This window comes from Paenibacillus glacialis, from assembly GCF_001637205.1.
In the GTDB taxonomy this organism is placed as follows: domain Bacteria; phylum Bacillota; class Bacilli; order Paenibacillales; family Paenibacillaceae; genus Paenibacillus_AQ; species Paenibacillus_AQ glacialis.
Map to the genome: position 1 here is coordinate 1 of NZ_LVJH01000061.1, position 24,086 is coordinate 24,086.

Sequence of the window (24,086 nt, forward strand, 5' to 3'; positions counted from 1 at the left end):
TGTTGCCTACTACAAAACACCTGATAATCAATATTATGAGGCCAAAGTTAGTCAATCGTCCGACGCAACAAGCCCAAATGGTAAAAACCTGGTTACCGTCTGGAGTAAGCTTCCGCAGAGTGTGAATACCTCACAGCTTATGCTTTATATTGGCCAAGGTGTGGCTGATGGTAAGCTGACAGCTCTAGGTGGTACATCCACGGGATATATCAATACGGTGGGATTGTCACTTAACAAGGTAGCAGAAACGCCGTCGTCAAATCTGAACAATGTGGATATGTTCCCTTACAGCCTTTTGGTTGTAAATGCAGAGGGTACGATAAGCGAAGGTACGAAAGCCTTGAATACAGTCATAACATACAACTTATCCAAGAATGGAGATTACGAAGCAGGTGCCTACGAGCACAAGCTTGTCATGGAAATCATTGATCCGTATGGACAAACGATGGAAAAGACGTTGACACTCGGGACTGATTTGCCAATGGGTAACAATAAATCGTACTCAACTACGTTTAATAGCAACTTCGATACAAGATTAAGCGGAGGTAGCATTCGCATGAACCTGTACGATGAGTTCCAGGGTCAAAGAATGTTGCTGGGAAGCCAATCCTATTCACTTATTTATAAGGCATTACCAACAACGTCAACCGATGGCACTGGTAGCGCAGGAAGTTAAAATACAACCACTAATTTGAGGGTAGATCCATAGTTCCGGATTTGATCAGGAGTAAGGTAGCTGAGTACAAGAGCGCCGCTCCTGATTTGATGTGTTCCCACATTCGACAAAGGGAGCAAATCACCCGTTAACACTAATAAATTCGGACTTATTTACTATTAGAATAACTCATGTCACAAAACGGCAGGTACCGATTGTTATATAGGCAAAGAAACAAAGGAGGTGAGCATGTGAAGCCAACCATCCCCGGGGAAGAGGATGAGAAAAGCAATGAGATAGAAGCGATCATTGATTGTGTCAAATTAGGAGACAAGCAGGCGTTTGAAATGATTATTCATCAGTTTGAACGGCAAATGTACACCTACTGCTACTATATTTTGAAAAATCATGAAGAAACCGAAGATGCTGTCCAGGAAATTTTTATCCGAGCATACGAGAATCTTCATCAATACAGCAGGCAGGCGACCTTCTCAGCATGGCTTTATAAGATGGCCTATCACCACATGATGAACATAAAGAAAAAGCAGGGCCGCTGGTTCGAACTGATTCATCAGTTCAAGGAACAGCAACCCAAAGTCCAAATTACACCTACACCCCAAGAGTCTGTTATTGAGGAACTGTTGACCTATCTCACCCCAGAAGAGCGGCATATTTTGCTACTCAAAGCGGTTGAACAGTACAGCTTTGACGAAATCGGAGACATTATGGGCATAAAACCGGCAACAATTCGAAAGAAATACGAACGGCTTCGCCGTAAGCTTATGGATTACAAACGTAATAAAGGAGGGATCGTAAATGGTACATTTGCCAAATCAAACTGAGTCGAAAGAAATGGATACGATCGAGCAATGGATTCGGAATTTGGAAATGCCAAGAGCAAGTATGAGCCATCAAATTATGAGTAAGATAGGAGATCAAACCATGAGTAAAGCGAAATCAAATTTTGTGAGAAAAACATTAGTTACCGTATCGGCTGCAGCAGTACTAGGCGTAGGTGTGATCGGCACGGGGTTCGTATCCCCTGCGATGGCGGATGCTTTGAAACAAATTCCGGTGATTGGCAGTGTCTTCTCGGGAATCAGTGATGAGAGATTGCAGACAGCGATTGATCAAGGAATCGCTACCAGTCCTAACCTGAGCGTGACGCATGACGGTGTAACATTGAAGGTGACTGATCTGCTGTATGATGGGACCGTTCTAAAATTTGAAGTGGAGCGTGAGGGTGTCGAATTGCCTTCTACATTTGGATCACATCGGGATCAGGATAAAGGCGAGGTCAAAGGATATATTCAGACGCCGACACTACTGGCTAATGGCAAGGAAATCAAATATACATCGGGAGGGTTTGGGGATATACCATACAAAGAGAATACCCTTAACGCTGAAATACGGGATGGAATGTCTCTTCCAGATGAATTCGAGTTGACCATTCAAGCCAAAGTGACACAAATTGAAGAGCCATTCGAATTCAAGATTCCGGTGAAAATTGAAAATAATATGCTTGTATTAAAGCCGAATGCAACCGAAACGGACGGGAAGTTTAGTTATACGGTGAAGCAATTGGAGATAACGCCGGCATCCACTAGACTGATTCTGGATAGCACGGGTGATGTTCCCACAACACCTGAGCAATCAACGGGCGACTATAGTGCAACGATGGTTTACTATGATATCGTGGATGACCAAGGGAATGAAATTAATCAGGATAGAGTTGGATTCTTTAATAGCAAACCTGAGACCGAGTACCATGTAAATGAGCTGTATCAGGCTTTCGCGGCAACTCCTAAATCCATTACGATTAAACCTTATACCTTTACTGTGAAGACCTCTGATTGGAGCATCGTTGGAGCAGATAAAGGGATTACAGGTGAAAAAACATATCTCAAAGATCTGGAGCTAACGATTCCAGTTCAGCCTTAATATTAGCACGGCTCTATCTGTCAAATACGTTGAGAATACAAAACAAGAGAAACCCTCTTCTTAGTAAAGGAGGGTTTCTCTTATTTGCACATCAATTATAGTTAGCGTCAAATAGGCTGTCCATAACACGTCACCATCAAGCGCTAAAACTGCGAAGCGTTTGATGGAGGAACGTGTATTGGTCAGCCTCTACGTGCATGTTAGCTATTCTAGAAGGGACTCATGCCGAGCGTATTTAATTTCTCCCCCGTAATATTGACGCCCATTCTCCTCGTGATGTTACGATAATGACTAACGCGATGTCCGACTCGATAGTCGGTTTCGTCTTTGTTTCCTTCAATGCCGCCGTTTATGATCATAATGGTAACACCATAACCGGCAGAGGTTAACCCTTTGGAAATATCCGATTCGGAAGGTGTCCAATTGCCAACGATCACATCATGAGCCGAAGGTTTCGGTGGTTGTGGTGTCATCCAGAACAAGATAGCGGTCATGAATCCCAATTTGCCGTCGTTTATAATAAGCTCCGGTTGTTGGAGAAGGGTATTGGGATTCCCATAGATAATTCCGCTAAACAATCCGTAATTGTTGTTCCAGCTTAATTGAATCGGTCCACGTCCATGATATGATTTGCCCGGAACTGGCAGGAACTCAGCATGAGTATCAACGTAAGCGATCTTAGTGTTCGTTATGTACGGTATTTCTTCATTCCAATATAGAGGGGTAGAATCTTGGCTCTCCTCCGTATTCGGACTCATTGATTTCAAAGGTCTGAATGCTAACAATACGGACACTAGTCTGTTTCTTATCACGCCCCAACCAGACTTGTTACCAGACGCCCAACTTCCGCTCGTTTCGTGCGCAATATTGGAGAGGAATGCTGCTAGTTCACGCTTGCGGTTCACAGCAGTACCTTCTTTAATAAAAGTACCGAAATCGACGATTTGGGAGATGATCGGAACCGTCAAGTTCCACGAAGCATTAAAGTCAGCATCTTGATAGATGAGCGTTTCGGTCTTCGTTGTCTTGTCCAATCGGAATACGCGATTGTTCCATGAAGATGTAGATCCCTGCCGGTTTTCGAGCTTGTACTTGATATTTGCAACACCGCTTACCGCTGATATCAGGTTACTATACGAATAATAGTCTACTTGCCCCGGTTTGTAATAAGGCTTGCTGGCGGCAAATGTATGCCACGCAGGTGTGCCGATACGCATCGGGAAAAGAGCTTCGTATTCCGTCTGTGGTAATGCGCTCTGCACGGCTGCCATCGCATTGCCTGGCGAAAATTGCGGATCTATACCGCCCCATAGTGATGTGATTTGCGAATCGGTGAGCACGCGGGTACATTTCATAGTCATTCTCCTATACTAGTGAGTTAACTTCATTATCTGCTATAGGAAATACTAAATACATGATAAATATTAAATAATATCTTTATTAGTATAATTATGTATATTTATATAAAAAATGATGTGAGCTTCAATTGCGAGATTTTACAATAATAATGACATAACGGAGAGTATCTGAGTAAGGACAAAAAGGCTGACCGTAACACGTCTCCTTTAAGCGCTTAATTAACAATTCGCTTGATGGAGACACGTATGGGTCAGCCTCTGTTTACAGCTATAGTCTATTCTAGAATGGACTCATGCCGAGCGTATTCACTTTCTCACCTGTAATATCGACACCCATTCTCGTCGTAATGTCACGATAATGACCGACACGGCGGCCGACTCGATAATCGGTTTCGTCTTTGTTGCCTTCAAAGCTGCCGTTGATGATCATAATGGTAACACCAAAGCCCGCAGGTGATAATCCTTTGGCGATCTCTGCTGCCGAAGGTGTCCAATTGCCAACGATCACATCGTGAGCCGAAGGTTTGGGTGGTTGTGGTGTCATCCAGAAGAGGATAGCTGTCATAAAGCCCAATTTGCCGTCGTTCACAATGAGCTCCGGTTGTTGGAGCAGTGTATTTTGATTTCCATAGATAATTCCGCTAATTAATCCGTAATTGTAGTTCCAGCTCAATTGGATTGGTCCGCGTCCATGGTACGATTTGCCTGCAACTGGCGGGAACTCAGCATGACTCTGAACGTAACCGATGTTGGTAGAATTGATGTAGGATACCTCTTCATTCCAGAATAGTCCCCAACTGAGCTCGCCGCCAGGCGCTGTCGCCCAACCTCCGCCCGTTTCATGCGCTATATTGGAGAGGAACGCTGCCAGTTCACGCTTGCGGTTCACAGCAGAACCTTCTTTAATAAAAGAACCGAAATCGACTGTTTTGGAGATGATCGGAACCGTCAAGTTCCACGAAGCGTTAAAGTCAGCATTTTGATAGATGATTGTTTCTGTCTTCGTTGTCTTGTCCAATCGTAATACGCGATTGTTCCATGTAGCTCCCTGCCTGTATTCAAGCTTATACTTGATATTAGCCACATCGGTTACAGCTGCAATCAGGTTACTATAGGAATAATAGTCTGCTTGTCCCGGTTTGTAATAAGGCTTACTGGCGGCGAATGTATGCCACGCAGGTGTGCCGATACGCATCGGGAACAGTGCTTCGTATTCAGTCTGTGGTAGTGCGCTCTGTACGGCTGCAACCGCATTGGCTGGCGAAAATTGCGGATCTATTCCACCCCACAGCGATGTGATTTGAGGATCGGTTAATACGCGACTTTGGCCGGGGGTTAGTTCTCCCAATGACGTTTTTACGTCTATGGTCGAACTTGCCGTCGTGTTATTTGCGCCATCCTTTGATTTTACATAGTATGTGTATTGAGTATCCTGGAGTAAGCCTGTGTCTGTGTAAGTTAGTGTGGAAGCGCTTGCGGAGGAACCGACCTTCGTGTCACCACGGTAAATATCATAACCCGTCACGGCAATGTTGTCTGTTGCGGCATTCCAAGTCAAAGTAATCGTGTCAGCTGTTTGCCCCGTTGATACAAGATTCGTCGGAGCTGTAGGAGGAGTTGGATCTGGTTCGCCCCCTGTGTCCGGACCAAGTAATAGCCATGGTGAGCTTGATGAATCACTCGGTACATCGCCCTGTGTCCACCATTTGGCCCGATACACATTGTTGTTATAACTGACCTCATTGCCACTTACATATACTTGAGTGGACACCCAAGGTGAGGCGGTTAATGAGGCTTGCTGCTGTATGCCATCTGCGGAGACATTAGGTGTAACCGCTTCCAAAGGTGCGAATACTAAGAGTGCTGACAGTACTATGGTGCTTACGCGAATTAGCTTGCTGCTTATCAATTTACGTTTCATAGTCATTCTCCTATACTAGTAAATTTAACTTCAATATTAAGTATAGTAGATTCCAAATATAATATATATAGTAAATAATTACTATATTATATTATTTGCTGTAATTTGTTATAAATAATGATATGAGTTGAATGACAGAGATGTTGGATTGCCAACCGGGAGATATATTAGAATATATTGAAATGGAATAAAGTAGGGTTACCGAGAATGAATTATTCACTAATCATTAACTTGATATTTATATGACTCCCCCTCAGAATGAAGAGAATACCATCGATAAGGGAGTTATATGACATGAGTAATGTTATTGAACGAAATAACGTAAAAGTGATTGGACAAGGAGTTGTCGAAATCCAGTTCCCACACTCATTATGCAATGCTCGGATGATAGTATCGTGCCGATAGAGGTAGGAGAATATTTACATAGTCACTTGAAGAATAGTACGTTCCGATTAATGGAGACCAAAGGTCATTATCCTCATATTAGCCATCCGGAGGAAACAATCTCCTTCATTAATGAATATCTTGAACAAAATTGTCCAGATTATATAGCGTTGAAAGGATATTAGAAAATGAAAGAACGGTTGAAGTATGCGCCATGTGGGTATATCTCCATTACACACGAAGGAATGGTTACGGATGTGAATCACACATTCCTTGATATGATGGGTTATACAAGGGAAGATTTGGTGCATAAGCATATTGAAACGATCATGTCTACGGCAAACAAGCTCATTTTTCATTCATATTTTTACCCTTATATCAATCTGTATGGACATGTGGAAGAGTTATATTTGAGATTGAAAGATAGTAAAGGAGAGTCGATCCCTTATATATTTAATGGAAGACGGTTCGTTCTGGAAGGCGTAGAGATTATTGATTGTGTATTAGTGCAGATGGGTAAACGCATTGATTATGAACTAGAGCTTCGGTCTGCTAAGAAACAAATAGAAGATGCGTATTGGGAAAAGGATCAAACACTTGTGAAGTTGAAGCAAATCCATATGGAAATTGAACAGAAGCAGCAAGAACTGATAGAGATCAATACTATTTTAGTAGAACGATCTAATACAGATAAGCTCACTGGATTAAAGAATAGAAGATTTTTTCAAGAAAAGCTAGAAGAGCAGATTATAAGATATCGTAAGATGGAAGAACCTTTTTCAATTTATATCATAGATATAGACTATTTTAAAAATGTGAATGACACATGGGGACATCAGACAGGCGATTACGTATTAGAGAATTTAGCGGAAATCTTAACATCTCATACTCATGAAAAAGATATTGTTGCTAGGTATGGCGGGGAAGAGTTTGTGATGATCTTGCCTAATATGGAAGAAGCTGAGTCCAAGATAAAAGCTGAGAATTTACGGCATGCCATAGCGAATACTAGTTGGGAAATGATCAACATCACAGTAAGTATTGGCATAGCTACATTTAATCCCAAGGATTCAGACATCACAATAATGGCAAAAGCAGACCAAGCGCTTTATGCTTCTAAAGAAAATGGTAGAAATCGCGTTACACACATCATAGATATAAATGAAAAGCTTCTTTAATAGGGGGCTTTTTTTTTGAGGCTTATAAAGAAGGAAAATGCTTTTAACGAAAAAGCGTGTAGGGCATTGAGGGTAATCACAATGTCTGCAATATGTGTAATCACTCTTTTTATGATAGGGACTATTTATCTTAATGTAGAAAAAGCACTTCCTCCTGGGTTATTCTTAGTGTAAACATTCCGTTACAGACAGTATGGTGAACCTACAAGGAGGAATTGTCAGATGGTTGAAAAAAATCAAGATCTCTCAGAGAGCTTCGTAAGCGTTCTAAATGGTTGGACTTCCTCAGACACAATTCATAGTGACCTTATTACCACCAAGAACCTTATTTATAATCCATGCAATTTTGATTGCTCTGAACCTCTTCCAGAAGCACAGAATGCTGAATATGGGGCATATGTATTTCAATTGAATGCTCTCTCCATTAGATTTCGTGTTGCAAAAATTACACCTACAAAAGTCGGACAGTTTGTGACTTTGTGGGAGAGGATTATTGGGGATGGACCGATCCAACCCTATGACGTATCAGATCCAATAGATTTCTACGTTATTAGTACACGTAAAGGGAGTCAATTTGGTCAGTTTATATTTCCAAAAGCTGTGCTATGTGAGCAGGATATAGTGTCCAATAATGGCGAAGGTGGAAAAAGAGCCATACGCGTGTACCCTCCTTGGTACAATCCTACGAGCCGTCAGGCTCAAAAAACACAGAAGTGGCAGTTGAAATATTTTCTGGAGATACCTACAAATCTACCAATAGACTTTGTTCGTGCTGAAATGCTTTACGGCACCAAAATATCCAAGTAACAACAGTGGGTTGGGGAGAACAATGCTAGCCCAGTTATTCACATGTGGATAAACCATTCGGTAAACGTATCTCGGTCTAGAGGATGAGGTGATTTCAGTACAAGGTCCGATTACAAGTGATAAGGTCGGCTGTACAATTAAGATAGATTACATAGGGGGACGGGATAGATATGAAATGGCATCGATACGTAACACGTTTTGCAGTTTCTAGGGGATTGGGTGGACGCGAAATTGATTATCAATGGCCGTCTCCCTCATTTCCGGTCGTTAGTATTCGTAGTAATCTAGGGAGATACTCAGATAAAGGGAATGGATACGGAAGCAGACCACGATTTAAGACGGCGGTAGGATTAATTGCTATTGGAGATGTAGCTATTGGATTGATCTCCATAGGTGCTGTAAGTGTGGGACTGTTATCCATAGGTGCGGTATCACTTGGTTTGTGGTTAGCATTAGGCGCAGTAGCGATGAGCTGGTTCGGTTGGGCAGTGGGTGCAGTTGCAATGGCAGGCGTAGCGATAGGAGCTGTTGCCATAGGATCTAAGGCGCTTGGGGCAGTAGCTATAGGCGAGATCGCGGTGGGTGCCGTCGCCATTGGGCAATGGGCATATGGTGTAGTCGTGATCGGCGAACATGGTATTGGATTAATTCCCATCACGGTTGACGTGATGAATTGGTTTCGGCGCCTATTCGGTGCAGGAAGTTAAGGGTTTAAATCATGAGATGATAATTTAAAAAACTCGTCGTAGTGCTTTCTTTAGCATTGGACGAGTTTTTCTATTCTGTAAATCATGCTGTATGTTCTGAATTCTCCGTATATTCTATTCCATCATTGCGGCGATTCTTTCTAATGCTTCGCTTAGGATGGATCTCGGACAAGCGAAATTAATCCGCATATAACCCTCGCCTGCTGAACCGAACCATGATCCACCATCCAACAGAACTTTTGTCTCTTCAAATATTCTATTCTCAAGATCCTCACAGATCGCTGTTTCTTTGAAATCTAACCAAGCCAGATAGGTGCCCTGTGGTTTGACGAATTTCACATGTGGCATTCTTGTCTTTACAAACTCATTAATAAATTCTGCATTGGATTCCAAGTAAGCAAGTAATTGATCTAGCCATGCTGCCCCTTCTTCCGTATATGCTGCAGTAGTTGCCACAATGCCGAATAAATTAGGATCCATAATGGAGGACTTTTTCATTTCGGAATCAATTTTTTCTTTGAGTTGTTGATTCGGGATAATAATATTTGAAGTCTGTAGTCCGGCTATGTTGAAAGTTTTGCTAGGGGCTGTACAGATGATAGCGTTATTGGCAAATTCCTCGCCCAACAGAGCATAAGTAAAATGCTTGTTCCCCGGTAAGATCAAATCGTTATGAATTTCATCGGATACGACAATAACATCGTTCTCGTTGCAGATTTCTCCTAATTTCCGAAGCTGTTCGCTGCTCCATATGATTCCCATTGGGTTATGAGGGCTACATAGGATAAGGATCTTAGTCTTTGGATCGCTAGCTAATTCTTCTAAGTCATCATAATCCATGACATAATGACCGTCCTGCACGATCAAATGATTGTTTGCTACGACCCTATTATTGTTCTCGATGGCTTGTCTGAACGGATAATATACAGGCTCTTGGATGATAACCTTATCGCCCTCATCGGACAAGGCTCTAATAATGAAGTTTAATCCGGGAACGATCCCAGGTGTAGTTGTAACCCATTCCGCTTTAATCTCCCAATCATGCCTTGACTTCTGCCACCAAGCCAGTGCCGCATAGTAATCGTCAAGCGGAGAGCTATATCCAAAGATCCCGTGTTCCACTTTCTTCATTAATGCATCAATGATGACCTGAGGAACGCGAAAATCCATATCCGCAACCCACAGCGGTAGAATGCCTTCACCTTCTAAGCCGTGCAATCTTTTAATGATAGCAGGGTCCCATTTCTCTGAGTTGGTATTCTCTCTTGAAATAGTATTGTCAAAATTATAATTCATAATCTATCCTCCGAAGTCATGTAATCTGCTTACCAAATCTATTTCTAAGATGTACTCGACAATAAATATTTAATCATTATAACTTAATTGTAGTAGCAAACAACAATATGAGCGGCCACGGTAAACCAATTGCGATTATTTAAAATGGTTATAGGATAAAAAGACTCTCGATGAATCTATGACTAGAGGGAAAATTGCATTGCAAAGGGTGAGATGAATAATAGAATATCAATCCGTCCTCGTGTATAATGCGGTGTATATAACTATAGAAAAGAGGCAGGAATATGTCAGCTGAAGCGATTTGGCAAGGCGATGTTAACCAAGCGATCTGTGCATTTACATTTGATGACGGACCTACTCAGCTTCCACTTGAATTATGGCTTGATGTGCTGGAGCAGGAAGACGCAGTAGGTACCTTTTTCTTCACTGGAGAGTGGATGGATAGATATCCGGATAAAGCCAGAGAAATACTTTCCCGGGGTCATGTACTTGCCCCTCATACCTATCATCATCGTCGGATGGCACAAGTGCCAAAATCCGTGTTTATGGAGCAGTTAAAGCTAACAGAATTAGCTTATCAGGATGCAACGGGTCTTCCTTGTCCAAGCTTTATGCGCTTTCCTTACTATTCGTTCCGAGAGGGGAATCTAGATTGGCTGGCAGAGTGGGGGTATCTTGATATTGAAGGTATCGATTCTGGCGATTGGGATGGTGGTCCTGCAGAAGGAATTATTGCAAAAGTTGAGCCGCAGCTTGATAACGGGATCATCGTTGTTATGCATAGCAATGATATTGCGAAGGGCACTCCTGAGGCATTAAGGGAGCTTATTCGGATAGCCAAGCAAAAAGGGCTAAGAGCTGTAGGCATACCGGAGATACTAGATTCTGTTGGAATCGAAGTGGGTTATAGACCTTGGAAAATTACTGTGGAGGTTCCTGCTGAGCTAGACCATCCGATGGATAATTGGGTTCCTTTGAAGGACGATCAAGTGCTGTACGAACTTGCAGCTCAGACGGTAGAATGGAACATTCCGCAATATACGATGCAATTCACTTCCGAGGGCGAATGGCTTGAGCATCTGGAGACTCCTCTTGAGGAATCGGGCGTGACAGAGGATCGCGAGCTATTTACGATCCAAGATAATTATGGCTCCTACTGGGGTTATGTACGCGCTGGTTACACGGAAGATACGCTTGTATTATTAGATTATGCAGCTAAGGAAGCGCAGGCGGATACATTAGTATACCTTCTTCGCTGGGCTGTAGAGACAGCGTCTCGCCTAGGACTAACTCAAATTGAGGCAAGACGTGATATTCGCCGAATGAATGAGATGTGCAGACAGCTAGGTTGGCAATCGGAGATCAAGGAAGATCAATAGACAATAAGTTGAAAAGAGGCTCTCCCAAAAGTAGATTACTCTTCTGATATGACATCTAATTTTCTGAAAAAGAGACTGATTCACTAAAAAAAGTAGGTCAAGGGGTTATCCTTGACCTGCTTTTTTGAATTTATGGTCCATTGTGGCTTGCTTCAATAGATTATGGGCGAGCATTAAACAACCCATTTAATAGTTTGTATTAAATAACTAGTCCCAACTCTATTAGAGTTGAATATACATATAAAGAAGTAGAAGGCATTGAGAGTTGAGAGGAGGTGTTTTTTACGGATAGGAATAAGAGGGGGAGTTGGTATGAGTTTTGAAATTGGAATCACTATATTTGTGTTTGTCATGACCATGCTAGTTATTTTTTGGAGACCAGGTGGTGTAAATGAAGCTTGGCCGGCGTCAATCGGGGCAGGGATGGTATTGCTTACAGGAATTGTATCGGGTGGAGACCTTGCGGATATTGTCAGTAAAATAGGGGGAGCCTCGATTACCATCATGGCGACCATTGTGATGGCTGTCATATTAGAAAGTTTCGGTTTTTTTAACTGGGCAGCTGCACGGCTTGCGATCCTATCTAAAGGTTCGGGGTATCGTCTATATTGGTATATTCAATTATTATGTTTCTTAATGACTCTTCTATTCAATAATGATGGTAGCATATTAATTACGACGCCAATATTGATATTACTTCTACAAAGTCTTCGCCTAAACAATCGTGAAATGATTCCATATCTATTAAGTGGAGCATTGATCGCAACCGCTTCTAGTACACCTATTGGAGTAAGTAATATTGTAAACTTAATCGCATTGGAAATTGTTCATATGACGCTCTATATGCATACAGCCATGATCTTCATACCAGCAACGATAGGTTTGTTTTTCATGTCGTGGTTAATGTTTATAGTAGTGAAGAAGAAATTGCCTGCCATCTTGCCAGATCCAGCATATGATATAGAGGAGAGCTTTTTTAGTAAACATGCCCATGCATTAAAAGGAAAAAGTTCTGAGGACACAAAAAATAAACGTATGAAATCGATGTTAAGATTGTTGCTGTTTGTTTTCGTGATGCGGAGTCTCATCTTTGTAGCTTCTTATTTTGCAATTCCAATTGAATGGGTTGCTGTATTTGGCTCAGTAGTGCTACTTTTTTGGAGATGGTATCATTTGGGCACGACTCCGGGGGACATTTTGAAAAAAGTGCCTTGGCACATATTGATATTTGCCTTCTCTATGTATGTCATTATTTACGGATTACACAATGCTGGACTAACGGCTATGCTAGTGGGCATATGTGAACCCATTGTAAACCAAGGGTTGATGCAAGCGAGTATTACAATGGGGGTATTAGTCTCCATTCTATCTAACATCTTTAATAATCATCCTGCTTTAATGATCGGAACGTTAACTTTAACAGAAATGCAATTGAACCTAATAACGTTGAAGACCATCTACCTTTCAAATATTATTGGTAGCGACATCGGATCGTTGTTATTACCTATTGGAACGTTAGCCTCTCTTTTATGGATGAGTATTTTAAGACAAAATAAGATTGAGATTCAATGGAAGGATTATTTAAGAGTTTCACTCATTGTAATCCCGATAACAACCATCGTGACATTAATTCTATTATTTTATTGGGTACAGATGGTGTTCGGTTAAGTAAGGTTTCTAGTCCTATTGAGCGAGACCAGAAAGTATAACAATTCGAGAAATTTTCCCTACTATTGGTTTTTTTTTTGTTGAAACGAAGCGTATATATTAACGTGTGACAATAATAGATCTCCAGTATATGGTGCATTCTCAGTAGCATCAATGCTATTATACTGAAGAGTTACATACACAAGGAGGCAAGGATAAGAATCATGATCAAGAAATCGTTAAAGTGGTTAGGCTGGATCGTGCTTACGCTAGTGGTTATTATTTCAATATTTCTTATCTATGTTACGGCAGTCGATTACAAGCCCCCGGCACAAATACAACTCCAAACTAACAATAACAACGGTAACGAGCTTAAGCAGGGTGATCCAGTGACTGTCACGACCTTCAATATTGGTTATGCTGGGCTAGATCAGGGACAGGATTTCTTTATGGATGGTGGAACCCTATCGCGTTCAAGCAGTAGAGAGCAGACAGAAGAGAATCTATCGTCTATCCGAAATATTTTAAAAGAAACCGGCTCAAATCTATATTTGCTGCAGGAGGTCGATGTAGACTCCTCACGTAGCTACCACATCAACGAAGTCGATGAACTAAGTAACTTACTACCAGAATACAGTAGCACGTTTGCCCTTAATTATAAGGTACCTTGGGTGCCCGTTCCTGTGTTGCGTCCGATGGGTTCGGTAGAAAGTGGATTGCTAACATTGTCCACGTTCCTAAGTACATCACATACACGTTTTGATCTGCCTGGTAAGGAAGGCTGGCCTGTGCAGCAAATGGAGTTAGACCGTGCATTTATTGCAAGTAGATTCCCAGTAGACAACGGCAAGGAATTGGTACTGATTAATCTACATTTGTCAGCGTTTGATAAGGGCGGCGAAATTCGCAAGCAACAACTGGAGTTCCTAGCGAATTACATCAAAGAGGAGACAGAGAAGGGTAGCTATCTCATCATGGGTGGTGACTGGAATCATGCCCTCCCTGGGACAGTTCCGAATCATTTCACTTCACAGCAGGAGTGGCCGAAATGGTTGCAGAACTTCCCCGAAACCTTCAGCGCAGAAGGCTTCCAATGGGCCAATGATCCAACGATTCCTAGCGTACGGACGCTCGATATACCTTATCAGAAGGGTGTGAATTTCCTCGCTGTCATTGATGGTTTTCTCGTATCTCCGAACATCGAGATTGTGAGTGTGAAGGGGCACGATCTTAGCTTCAAGAACAGTGATCATAATCCTGTTACGGGAAGTTTTATTTTGAAATAAAAATGAAGACAAGACAAAAGGGCCCTCGCAATTGGGGCCCTTTCGTCTTGTAGTAGAGATGGTACGGTGAAACGTATTATAAGTAGGTGAAATTATACTAACGGATTATCGTTGGAGCTAGGAAATCAAACATCGGAATATTTCTCAATACTCCGAATGCAAGGGTCATGATTAACATTAGAGCCATAATCCCATTGCTTAAAGTCGGCATTTTTTTCTTTTTTGTAATGAAGTACATCGCATACAAAGGAAGTAAAATAAACACTAAGGGATTATATCTAAATGCCTGAATAACATCTAACCGCAACAAGGACAGAACAGCTCTCGTTATTCCACATCCCGGACAATAAAACCCAGTTAACTCGTTAAATACACAGGGAATGCCGATATTCGTCATCGGTAACCATACTTTTAGGTAAAGTAGCCCTCCAACGCCAAGCGAAACACCCCAAGATAATATGGGGTGTTTCTTGGGATCAAACGTACACTTAAAATGCAAGCTTATTAACTTCCAATTGAGCTAAAACATACACTACGATACCTAGACCGAAGATGGAAAGGACAAGGTAAAGGGTCGAATTATCTGCTTCATATATGCCACGTTGTTTTTGCGCTTCAGAAATTTGCTTCCCTACTTGATAGGCCCAAACGATACTCCAAATTCCACATGTGATCAAGGAGAGTAAGAAATGCTTTCCTCCTGTAAAAGAGGGATCTTTACTTAGCTTACCGATATCAGTAGTTAAAACAATAAACCAATAGATGCCATAGATGCCGCATGTGATAAAGGATAAAATAATTGCTACTACGGGATTTCTTTGAATAACCATTACACACCATCCTGTTAACTTATGTATTTGTGGAACATAACAATATAAATACCGTCGAATTTGTTCGGTATAAATATGCACCTTACAGGAAATGAAAAAAATCGACAATGTTATCATAAAGAAATATGAAACGATATACAAGGGAAAGTTTTACATGAAATATGGTTACTTAACTCATTCAACCTCCAAGCCGCTTGTGGACTTGGAGGTTGTTCTGTGTGAACTGAAATACAGACGATCCTATAAGGGTAGGTCGCGTTTACGAAATAGAACGATGGCTAAGCCGAAGGATACCAATCCGATGACAGAGAGAATGATGGAGGTTACAACCAAATTCCCTTGGCCGTTTACAATGTCGCCGGGCTTATACAAGGTGAAGATGGAGAAGTATTTCATCCATTCGATCTTTTCGCTGATTTTGCCCAGTAGATCTAGACTGAAGAACCCGAATGTAATCAATCCGGAAATGCCAAGTGCCTTCTTCTCGTCATTGGAAAGGGCAGACACAAGGAAGCAGATCCCGCCGAGAGCAAAGAAGAGCAAGAATGCCACCATATTCATCTGAATGAATCGGGATGTATCAAATTCATATTTATTTCCCAGAAACCAAGCGTTTCCGGCAAATCCGGCGATCGTCGTGACGGCCATGATCAGGAATAGTCCGCTCGTTAATACACTTGCTTGCGTGAAAGCGACCTTTCCACGTGTCGTCGGGGTGGATAATAGATAGGCCATGGAACCTTGATCCACCAATTTGGCCACTAACTGAGTCGATAACTGGACGCACACGATAGCGAGGATCAGAACTAGAATTAATCCGTAGTATTCCCCCGAAATGAATGCCTCAGCGGTACCAAATCCGGTAAGACCGAAGGCTTTCCCCACACCTTTTGGCATGGACTTCACCAGTTCATCGATGGCTTTCGTATTGTTAGCGATACTTGGATATAACCAGAACATGAGAAGAATGTAAAATGCAGACCCGAATGCATAGTTCATGAAGCTTTTCATGTACACTTTCATCATTTGTTTATATAAAGTGACATTCATGACATCGTCCCCTCCCGATCATAGTAATTCATGAATATATCTTCGAGGTTTTGTGTGAAAATATCGATATTACGCACCCTGTACTTGGCCGTCTCTTCCACGAACTTATCGTAATTCCCTTGAACGGCAACTCTCACTCGATCCCCTTCATGCGATTCGATAAGTAGACCCGATTCTATGAATGATTTCGCATCGCTGTGGTTGGCGAAGGTCACTTCGAATAGCTTCCGCTGCATGGACTGCAGTTCGTGGATATCCTTAACGGCAATGATGACACCGTCCTTGATGATCGCAGCTCGGTCACAAGTCCTCTCGATTTCTGGGAAGCTGTGTGATGACATCAGGAACGTCTTCCCACGAGATTTCTCCTCTAGCACAATTTCAATGAACACCTTTTGCATAAGCGGATCGAGACCTGATGTTGGTTCATCCAGAATAATCACAGCAGAGTCATGCATGAATGTGGCTACGATCCCAACCTTTTGCTTCATACCTTTGGACATTTTCCGAATAGGAGTATGGATGTCGAACTGCAGACGATCGATTAAGCTTGCACGCTTTTTCAGGTCTTTCATGCCTTGCATATTTGACATGAAGTCTAGGAACGTTTTACCGGTCATCCCGTCAAAAAAGGATATTTCTCCAGGCAGATATCCGACATAGCTTTGAACTATCCCCTGTTCCTTCCAGGTATCCAGTCCATTTATCTTTACATATCCTTTGTCAGGTTTCATGAAGCCCATGATATGTCGAATCGTCGTAGACTTCCCTGCCCCGTTCGGTCCCAGAAACCCGAAGACTTCACCTTCCTTCACCGCAAAAGAGACATCGAAAATTCCTTTTCCGTTTGAAAACGTCTTCGTTAAATGTTCAACGGTTAACATATGGGCACCTCCAATAATAAAGATATGAAATATTATTAATAACATATTTCATATGTTATAATATACCTGACCGATGAAGTCGTCAATGGTTTAATGAAATATATTGATATAAATATTTCATAACTTACGCATAATCTAAGAAGTTAGGGTGAATGATGATGAATGGTTTTGAGAAAAGGGCGAACTTGATCAAAGAGAAAATCATGCAAACCACTTTGGACATGTTGCGAACATCGGAAGCGAAGAAAATTCGAATCGCCGATATTTCCAAGATGGCTAAAGTTTCACAAGTGACGATCTATAATTATTTCGGAAGTAAGGAAGCACTGCTTCGTGAAGTATTCAAGAACTACTTCGACAAGGCCATACGTGATTTCGAGGATTATATGAATGAGGGCCATTCGTTAAAGGAAAAGATTGAGCATATTATCTTTCTGGAGAAAGAATCGTATAACGATTTCCCGCCTGCACTTATGAAAGAACTATTGATCGAAGATAATGAACTGTCTCGATATATCGAAGAGCAATATAAGGAGAGAACGATCCCTTTGACCGTTCGGATTATTCAAGAAGGTAAAGATAGCGGCGAAATCTCGGATGACGTGTCCATAGAGAACGTCTTGACCTTTATTCAACTGTATATGAATCAGTATGAAACAATACTTGAAATGGCAAATAAAAGCGGAGATATGGACAACTTCCTCGAAGGAATGGTCCATATGTTCTTTTACGGTGTTTGCGGGAAAAGGTAATTACCTTTGTAGATCGGTAGATGTTGTTGGCTATCTTTCGGCGGTGGTGTAGGTATGAATACGTGTAAAATAACCCCTTCGTTTGATAATCGGGAAACACCGTGGTGGTGTCCTCAATTGCAAACTAAGGGGTGACTTCTATGCCAAATTTAATCGATGCTAGCGTTCAATTGCGTACACTCTGCTGCGCTCACGTTCTCTCCGCAAACGGCAATTTGGTTTTGCGGTTTCCCGTCTGCCAAATCACTTGTGAGAGGATTGCCGAGGACGTGATTTAAAGCATTCAGGTTGTAGCCATTGTCCTGTTCAAATTGCCATCCGAATATGCCTGCCAACCCGTGATCCTTGGCATATTGCGCCTTCAGTGCGACGGTGCGCGGGGTTTCGATGCTGATAAACGAGCCGATTGTTGGATTGACCAGATAATCTGCATTGGCCGCTTTATCCGTAAAGAGATGGTAACCATTTTTCGGTTTCAAATCTTTATCAAGGAAATTCTGAAAGAGATCGTATCCTTCCACGACACCAGCTTCCCAAGAAGCGACACCAGCAATACCCAAGATCAGATTTGCGCCTGTAGCGTTCAGGTTGCCGAAGGTGGATGAGCCGATCAAACCATTGGTATACTCGGTGATATCGCCAGGTTTTATCGCTTTCGAGCGGTGATAATTGGCGATCCCAATCATAATTTTGTTGGCCGGCACACTATGATTGGTTAAATACTGCACGATAGCGTCAACAGAGAGTTGGATCTGATTACCACTCGCATCTTTCAAATTCGGATTGTTATACAGCGAAGTGTGGTGTCCTAATTTACGGTCCCAAGCACCAGTGAAATCGTAAGTCATAGCGTACAAACGATCGAGATATTGGCTTACTTGTGTCCAGTTGATTTTATCAAGCGCAGCTTGGCTTGCTGGAATCGCGCTGGAAAGACGGTACTGTTTGCCTGTTTTATTTGAAAGCCAATCCATGCCCGCCCGCAAATCTTTCAGGAGCTGCAAGTAGTTCTCTGGATCGTCGGGGCTGGCCGTGCCTATTACGGCTCCATCCGTGCCCGGGTATTCCCAGTCGATATCGATCCCGTCAAAATCGAACTCTTCCAAGAAGCGAACGACGGAATCTACAAATACTTTGCGGCGTGTAGCGTCAGATGCCATCCATCCAAAGCCTTCGCTAAGTGTCCATCCACCAACAGATAAGTCGAGCTTCAGGTTCGGGTTGTTTTTGCGATGTTGATAGAGCACGCCAAACATGCCACGCACATCTTTGGGATCGAGATCATACATATTTTCCGTACCGGTTAAACTGCCTGCAGTCTGACCTGGCTGTAAGCGAATGAATGCAGCTTCAAAGTCTGCTATCGCCATGGCGCCGTCAGGTAAGCTGCTTTGCTTACAGGTACGGTTGACTGAAGCTGGAGCAGTGGTCGGGAAACCGGGATCTTGCGTGTTCTTGGCTGCCGGGAAGCAGATGCCGGCGAAGCCGTATACAATGCGATCAACGTTCTTCACAGCCAATTTACTGAAATCGAAGCGACGTCCGTAAATCCCCCAATCTCCCATATATTCTACGACTTCTTGACCTGCGCTACGACCATATACGTTGTTCTGAAGTGGGAGGGTTCCCGAAGCGAGCTTCGCTGCACGAGCACCGTTATCCGCATCAAATCCTGGATGATTGCCTCCCGGATCTGTCGAAGGATCAATGCCCCCGCGAGTGCCACCCGTTCCTGTGCCTGATACGGGATGAGCTGCTGCTATTGGGCCGGATGGTAACACAATGCCGGTATTCGAATTCCCGCTAACAGGGGTAGGCTGACCATAATCAATGTTATTGGGTATAGATACAGGACATATGGTAGGGTCAGCGATACCGACCAGTTCCCACATATGATATATCGTATCGTCAGGCGCGATACCGTGAACATCGTTTAGCGCACGATATGCTTTGCCGTTATAGCCGACAATTTTGCCTTTGGCATAAATTTTAGTTGTAGCGAAGGTCGGTGCGCAATATGGCGTTGTCGGAGCTGGAGTACCGGGATCAACAGTAACGACTCTCCACAACGTAGGCACATTGGACGGCTCCCATCCTGTCAAAGAGGTATGGGCAAAGGTACATTGATAATTTTTACCGTTGTAGCTAACCGTGTCCCCGACTTTATAGGCTATATTGGGCTGCCATGCATTATTGCCGGCAGGCGTCGTCGTTGTAGAGACGGAATTGCTGGCAGGAGAAAGGTTCTCTGCCGCATCTTTGGCTGTAACCGTGAAGGTGTATGCGGTGTTCCCTGTTAATCCGCTAACTGTTGCTGTTGTATTGCTGGTAGACAAAGAAAGTGTCGTACCGTTGTACACATTGTATCCAACTACAGCTATGTTATCGCTGGAAGCACTCCATGATAACGATACGGTGGAAGAGGTTGTTGCAGTGATGGCTAAGTTGGCTGGAGTGGTAGGGGGTTGTGTATCGATTACGTTTGCGGTAGTAGTCACGGTGACTGTGTTGCTGGTAGGAGATAAGTTGCCAGCTGCGTCTTTTGCTTTTACTGTAAAGTCGTACGTTGTGTTAGCTGTCAAATCGCTGATCGTCGCGCTAGTACTGGTTACAGTGGCGGCAGATTGGGAGCCCAAGTACACTATGTAACCGATTACATTGATATTGTCAGTGGAGGCCCCCCATGAAAGTGTTACGCTGGTGGATGCTATATTCGTGGCGGTTGCATTACTTGGAGCAGTTGGAGGTTGTGAATCAACACTTCCTGTTTTTGACCAGAGCGCAGGAACGTTAGTAGGTTCCCATCCAGGCAAAGATTGGTGGGGTTGCTGGCAAGAATACGTATTGTCGGCGTATGTTACGGTATCGCCTGTCGCATATGCCGTGTAGGGAGCCCAAGCTCCTCGATCAGCAGCATAAGTTGTAGCGGGGAAAAGCGGCAAAAGTGTTACAAGAAGTGCAGCAACGAGCGATAGAATAAACCCTTTCCACATCGAGTTTTTTCTCATCCTTCACAAAACTTCCTTTCTTTTTGGTAATTAAACTAATAAGTGTTATACAGAGTGATCTTTATTCTTATAATTCTCTAGATATAACTTCTTTTTGAGAGAAAATTAAAATATTTGTTATTTTTTAGCTAAAGGACAAACGTTCACTGCACCTGGGCCGTTTAGACACATCTAATAGAATCGCTGACAAGTATTGGGCTAAAATAGCTGAGTCTGTAAGAGTCGGACTGTGGAATGAATAAAAAGAATTCTTCTATTAGAAAGTGAAGAATATGATGTGTTGAGGATGATATATACATAGAACGGAGGATGACCTATTCAACTTCCACAGTATGAGCAGTATAAAAGGATTTTCTCGCAGGTGGCAATGCCCTTTGCTTATGTAAATCTTGATTTATTGGATGCCAATATTAGAGCCATTGTAAGTGCAGCAGGTGACAAGAAGGTACGGGTTGCGAGCAAATCTATAAGGTCGATAGCAGTTCTTCGCCGTATTATCAATTCGGACGAAGTGTTCCAAGGTGTGATGTGTTATACGGCAAGAGAGGCTGATTTTCTAATTCAGAATGGCTTCGATGATTTACTGCTAGGATATCCCATGTGGGATAAGAGTGAAATTACAAATCTATTACGAGCAGCTGATCGTGGTCATATGATTGTATTTATGGTTGATTCGATTCAACATGTGGAGCATATCGAGAAGCTTGCAGCAACATTAGGCATACAAGCCGCGGTTTGTCTCGATATAGACATGTCCACCAATTATCCGGGGCTACATTTTGGGATATGGAGGTCACCGGTAACGTGTTGGTCGCAGGCTCGGCTGATTGTCGAACGAATGATGCAATCGAAGTGGGTGAGGTTGGAGGGTGTGATGGGTTACGAAGCGCAGATCGCAGGTGTTGCGGATCATGTCGCCGGGCAGTGGTTAAAAAATAGACTCATTCATCAATTGAAGCGGCGATCTATTCGGGAAGTCATGAAGAGACGTGAGGAGATATTGCAAGGCATTCAAGCATTAGGTGTAGAACTGCGATTTGTAAATGCTGGCGGTACAGGAAGTATGGACAGTTCCAGATTGGAACGGGGTGTTACGGAGATAACGGTGGGCTCTGGGTTTTATTCTCCGACGTTGTTTGATCATTATACCGGATTTCAGTATTTGCCTGCTGCTGGATATGCGGTGGAAATCGTTCGGAAGCCACGGGTTGATATGGTGACCTGCTTAGGTGGGGGATACACAGCCTCAGGTGGTGCTGGAATTGATAAAGTGCCGCAGCCGTATTTGCCTGAGGGATTAAAGCTGATTTCGTTAGAGGGGGCTGGGGAAGTGCAGACTCCCCTTCGTTGTCCGAGCGGTTTGCAGCTTGCACTAGGGGATCCGATATTCTTCCGTCATGCTAAGGCAGGGGAATTATGTGAACGATTTGCCAAGCTGTATGCGATATCTGGCGAAGTCATTGTTGACGAGTATTTAACCTACCGTGGAGAAGGGGAATGCTTCCTATGATCGAGAACCGGAAGGAATGGACAAATTGGTCGGGATCAGTCATTGCAACTCCCAAACTTATTAGGTATCCCCAAACGATAGATGAGGTCATAGAGATTGTCCGCAAGGAGTGTATCTTGGGTGGCAAGTATTTACGTGTGGTAGGGTCAGCACATTCATTCACACCTGTTGCTGCATCAGATCAAGTACTCGTATCATTGGACGGTTTGCAAGGCATTGTGAGTATCGATGTCGCTCAAGCGACGGCTGTCGTCTGGGCAGGAACGAAGCTGAAGCTGTTAGGTGAATTGCTACACGAGAGAGGATTGGCTCAAGAAAATCTAGGAGATATTGATGTTCAGTCGATTGCAGGCGCGATGAGTACGGGAACCCATGGATCGGGACATCGCTTAGGGAGTATCGCTACACAGGTTATTGGAATAACCGTTGTGAATGGTTTGGGAGAAGTGATGGAGTATACAGAGGAATCGCATCCTGAAGTATTCAAAGCACTACAGGTTTCACTTGGCACACTAGGTATTATTGTTCAGGTAAAGCTCCGTTTAAGGAAATCTTATGTACTCTCCTATGAGAGTAAACGTATGGCTTTGAGTGATTGTTTGACGCAATTACCAGAATTAATAGAGGGAAATCGGCATTTTGAATTTTTCTGGTTTCCTTATGCGGAGACTTGTCAGGTGAAGCTGATGAATGAAGCCGATAGTCCGATATCTTCTAATAGAGTGAGTGATTATGTGAACGAGAAACTGATTGAGAATACGTTATTTGGACTATTATCGGGGATTTGCAGGGTATTCCCCTCAGTGAGTTCTACGATAAGCAGAATAAGTGCATCGAGTACGCCGATTATGACGAAAGCAAATTACAGCCATCGGATATTTGCTACGCAAAGAACCGTTCGTTTCAATGAAATTGAATACAATCTTCCCAAAGATGCCATGACGTCCGTGATTCGTGAAATGAGAGAAGCGATGGAGCGGGAGAAGTTCCATGTTCATTTCCCTATTGAGTGTCGATATGTGGCTGCGGATGATATCTGGCTCAGTCCTGCTTATGGTCGCGATTCTGCTTATATCGCAGTCCATATGTATCGCGGTATGCCATACAAACGTTATTTTCAAGTCATGGAGCAAATTTTCCTTCGTTATGATGGTAGACCTCATTGGGGTAAAATGCATACACTTAAAGCAGCTGATTTAATGAAGCGCTATCCCATGTGGCAGAGGTTCGGGGAAATTAGGGCGCAGATGGATCCAAATCATTTCTTCATAAGTCCCTATATGCGTGAGTTGTTAGGAATTTAACTCGTTATTATGTCCTCAGTTCACAGTTGTTAAATACAATAATTTAACGGAACTCTTCTCTCCAATACTACGAAGGGCACCCGAGCGGGGTGTCCTTTAATTGTGCCTTCCATTTGATGAAGTGGACAGTACCTCAAGTAAGTATAAAATCAATGTTAATTCTAGAGCGTGGCATATGGTATGATTGAA

The 24,086-nt window shown here is 42.9% G+C and carries 20 protein-coding genes and 3 pseudogenes; 14 read left to right on the forward strand and 9 right to left on the reverse strand.

The window, feature by feature from the left end:
- The 3 genes and pseudogenes from PGLA_RS28235 to PGLA_RS22005 all read left to right on the forward strand — a co-directional run.
- A pseudogene (locus tag PGLA_RS28235) lies at positions 1 to 676 on the forward strand (hypothetical protein); the annotation flags it as partial.
- 230 nt (positions 677 to 906) lie between these two features.
- Positions 907 to 1,497 (forward strand): RNA polymerase sigma factor, encoded by a 591-nt coding sequence (locus PGLA_RS22000; protein WP_068537173.1) that lies wholly within the window; start codon positions 907 to 909, stop codon positions 1,495 to 1,497.
- Positions 1,472 to 2,596, forward strand: coding sequence for a DUF4179 domain-containing protein (locus PGLA_RS22005; protein WP_068537175.1), 1,125 nt, complete (start codon positions 1,472 to 1,474; stop codon positions 2,594 to 2,596). The genes PGLA_RS22000 and PGLA_RS22005 overlap by 26 nt, the downstream gene beginning before the upstream one ends.
- A 209-nt stretch (positions 2,597 to 2,805) precedes the next feature.
- On the opposite strand, the gene PGLA_RS29230 is transcribed toward PGLA_RS22005, so the two are convergent.
- Positions 2,806 to 3,951 carry a chitinase gene (locus PGLA_RS29230; protein WP_068537177.1) on the reverse strand — a complete coding sequence of 382 codons (1,146 nt, stop codon included), beginning with the start codon at positions 3,949 to 3,951 and terminating at the stop codon, positions 2,806 to 2,808.
- A 283-nt stretch (positions 3,952 to 4,234) separates the two neighbouring features.
- Positions 4,235 to 5,875: a glycoside hydrolase family 19 protein gene (locus PGLA_RS22015; RefSeq protein WP_245700243.1), complete on the reverse strand. Its 1,641-nt coding sequence runs from the start codon at positions 5,873 to 5,875 to the stop codon at positions 4,235 to 4,237.
- Between the two features lie 356 nt (positions 5,876 to 6,231).
- Here PGLA_RS22015 and PGLA_RS28435 point away from each other — a divergent pair.
- The 5 genes and pseudogenes from PGLA_RS28435 to PGLA_RS22035 all read left to right on the forward strand — a co-directional run.
- Positions 6,232 to 6,444 (forward strand): annotated as a pseudogene (locus tag PGLA_RS28435) (alpha/beta fold hydrolase); the annotation flags it as partial.
- 3 nt (positions 6,445 to 6,447) lie between these two features.
- The gene (locus PGLA_RS22025; protein WP_068537183.1) at positions 6,448 to 7,437 is read left to right on the forward strand and encodes a sensor domain-containing diguanylate cyclase; all 990 of its coding nucleotides are present in this window, start codon (positions 6,448 to 6,450) and stop codon (positions 7,435 to 7,437) included.
- Positions 7,438 to 7,452: 15 nt separating this feature from the next.
- Positions 7,453 to 7,611: a DUF2975 domain-containing protein gene (locus PGLA_RS29855; RefSeq protein WP_084411417.1), complete on the forward strand. Its 159-nt coding sequence runs from the start codon at positions 7,453 to 7,455 to the stop codon at positions 7,609 to 7,611.
- 48 nt (positions 7,612 to 7,659) lie between these two features.
- A complete protein-coding gene (locus PGLA_RS22030; protein ID WP_068537185.1) occupies positions 7,660 to 8,244 on the forward strand; it encodes a MepB family protein in 585 nt (194 codons plus the stop codon).
- 170 nt (positions 8,245 to 8,414) lie between these two features.
- Complete coding sequence (locus PGLA_RS22035) at positions 8,415 to 8,951, forward strand: hypothetical protein (RefSeq protein WP_068537187.1); 537 nt, start codon at positions 8,415 to 8,417, stop codon at positions 8,949 to 8,951.
- Between the two features lie 114 nt (positions 8,952 to 9,065).
- Here PGLA_RS22035 and PGLA_RS22040 read toward each other — a convergent pair whose 3' ends face one another.
- Positions 9,066 to 10,247 (reverse strand): MalY/PatB family protein, encoded by a 1,182-nt coding sequence (locus PGLA_RS22040; RefSeq protein ID WP_068537189.1) that lies wholly within the window; start codon positions 10,245 to 10,247, stop codon positions 9,066 to 9,068.
- Positions 10,248 to 10,531: 284 nt separating this feature from the next.
- Here PGLA_RS22040 and PGLA_RS22045 point away from each other — a divergent pair, with 284 nt between their 5' ends.
- The 3 genes from PGLA_RS22045 to PGLA_RS22055 all read left to right on the forward strand — a co-directional run bounded on the left by PGLA_RS22045 (position 10,532) and on the right by PGLA_RS22055 (position 14,559).
- A complete protein-coding gene (locus PGLA_RS22045; protein WP_068537191.1) occupies positions 10,532 to 11,626 on the forward strand; it encodes a polysaccharide deacetylase family protein in 1,095 nt (364 codons plus the stop codon).
- Positions 11,627 to 11,938: 312 nt separating this feature from the next.
- A complete protein-coding gene (locus tag PGLA_RS22050) occupies positions 11,939 to 13,294 on the forward strand; it encodes an arsenic transporter (protein ID WP_068537193.1) in 1,356 nt (451 codons plus the stop codon).
- Positions 13,295 to 13,497: 203 nt separating this feature from the next.
- Positions 13,498 to 14,559 (forward strand): endonuclease/exonuclease/phosphatase family protein, encoded by a 1,062-nt coding sequence (locus PGLA_RS22055; RefSeq protein ID WP_068537195.1) that lies wholly within the window; start codon positions 13,498 to 13,500, stop codon positions 14,557 to 14,559.
- Between the two features lie 97 nt (positions 14,560 to 14,656).
- Here PGLA_RS22055 and PGLA_RS22060 read toward each other — a convergent pair whose 3' ends face one another.
- From PGLA_RS22060 to PGLA_RS22075, 4 genes are all read right to left on the reverse strand, one after another.
- Complete coding sequence (locus PGLA_RS22060; protein ID WP_245700247.1) at positions 14,657 to 15,058, reverse strand: DUF2752 domain-containing protein; 402 nt, start codon at positions 15,056 to 15,058, stop codon at positions 14,657 to 14,659.
- Complete coding sequence (locus tag PGLA_RS22065; RefSeq protein WP_068537197.1) at positions 15,048 to 15,389, reverse strand: DUF4234 domain-containing protein; 342 nt, start codon at positions 15,387 to 15,389, stop codon at positions 15,048 to 15,050. The genes PGLA_RS22060 and PGLA_RS22065 overlap by 11 nt, the downstream gene beginning before the upstream one ends.
- A 240-nt stretch (positions 15,390 to 15,629) precedes the next feature.
- The gene (locus tag PGLA_RS22070) at positions 15,630 to 16,439 is read right to left on the reverse strand and encodes an ABC transporter permease subunit (protein WP_068537199.1); all 810 of its coding nucleotides are present in this window, start codon (positions 16,437 to 16,439) and stop codon (positions 15,630 to 15,632) included.
- The gene (locus tag PGLA_RS22075; RefSeq protein WP_068537201.1) at positions 16,436 to 17,323 is read right to left on the reverse strand and encodes an ABC transporter ATP-binding protein; all 888 of its coding nucleotides are present in this window, start codon (positions 17,321 to 17,323) and stop codon (positions 16,436 to 16,438) included. Before PGLA_RS22075 ends, PGLA_RS22070 begins: the two co-directional genes overlap by 4 nt.
- A 185-nt stretch (positions 17,324 to 17,508) precedes the next feature.
- Here PGLA_RS22075 and PGLA_RS22080 point away from each other — a divergent pair, with 185 nt between their 5' ends.
- Positions 17,509 to 18,075, forward strand: a complete 567-nt coding sequence (locus PGLA_RS22080; protein WP_245700251.1) for a TetR/AcrR family transcriptional regulator — start codon at positions 17,509 to 17,511, stop codon at positions 18,073 to 18,075.
- A 149-nt stretch (positions 18,076 to 18,224) separates the two neighbouring features.
- Here the strand turns inward: PGLA_RS22080 and PGLA_RS22085 are convergent, their stop codons facing one another.
- Together PGLA_RS22085 and PGLA_RS29860 are read right to left on the reverse strand one after the other, a co-directional pair.
- Positions 18,225 to 20,153: a glycoside hydrolase family 18 protein gene (locus tag PGLA_RS22085; RefSeq protein WP_245700254.1), complete on the reverse strand. Its 1,929-nt coding sequence runs from the start codon at positions 20,151 to 20,153 to the stop codon at positions 18,225 to 18,227.
- Between the two features lie 45 nt (positions 20,154 to 20,198).
- Positions 20,199 to 21,083, reverse strand: a pseudogene (locus PGLA_RS29860) (carbohydrate-binding protein); the annotation flags it as partial.
- A 367-nt stretch (positions 21,084 to 21,450) separates the two neighbouring features.
- On the opposite strand from PGLA_RS29860, the gene PGLA_RS22090 reads away from it, so the two are divergent.
- Complete coding sequence (locus PGLA_RS22090) at positions 21,451 to 22,593, forward strand: amino acid deaminase/aldolase (protein WP_068537203.1); 1,143 nt, start codon at positions 21,451 to 21,453, stop codon at positions 22,591 to 22,593.
- A complete protein-coding gene (locus PGLA_RS22095; protein ID WP_068537205.1) occupies positions 22,581 to 23,897 on the forward strand; it encodes a D-arabinono-1,4-lactone oxidase in 1,317 nt (438 codons plus the stop codon). Before PGLA_RS22090 ends, PGLA_RS22095 begins: the two co-directional genes overlap by 13 nt.
- Positions 23,898 to 24,086: the final 189 nt, after the last annotated feature.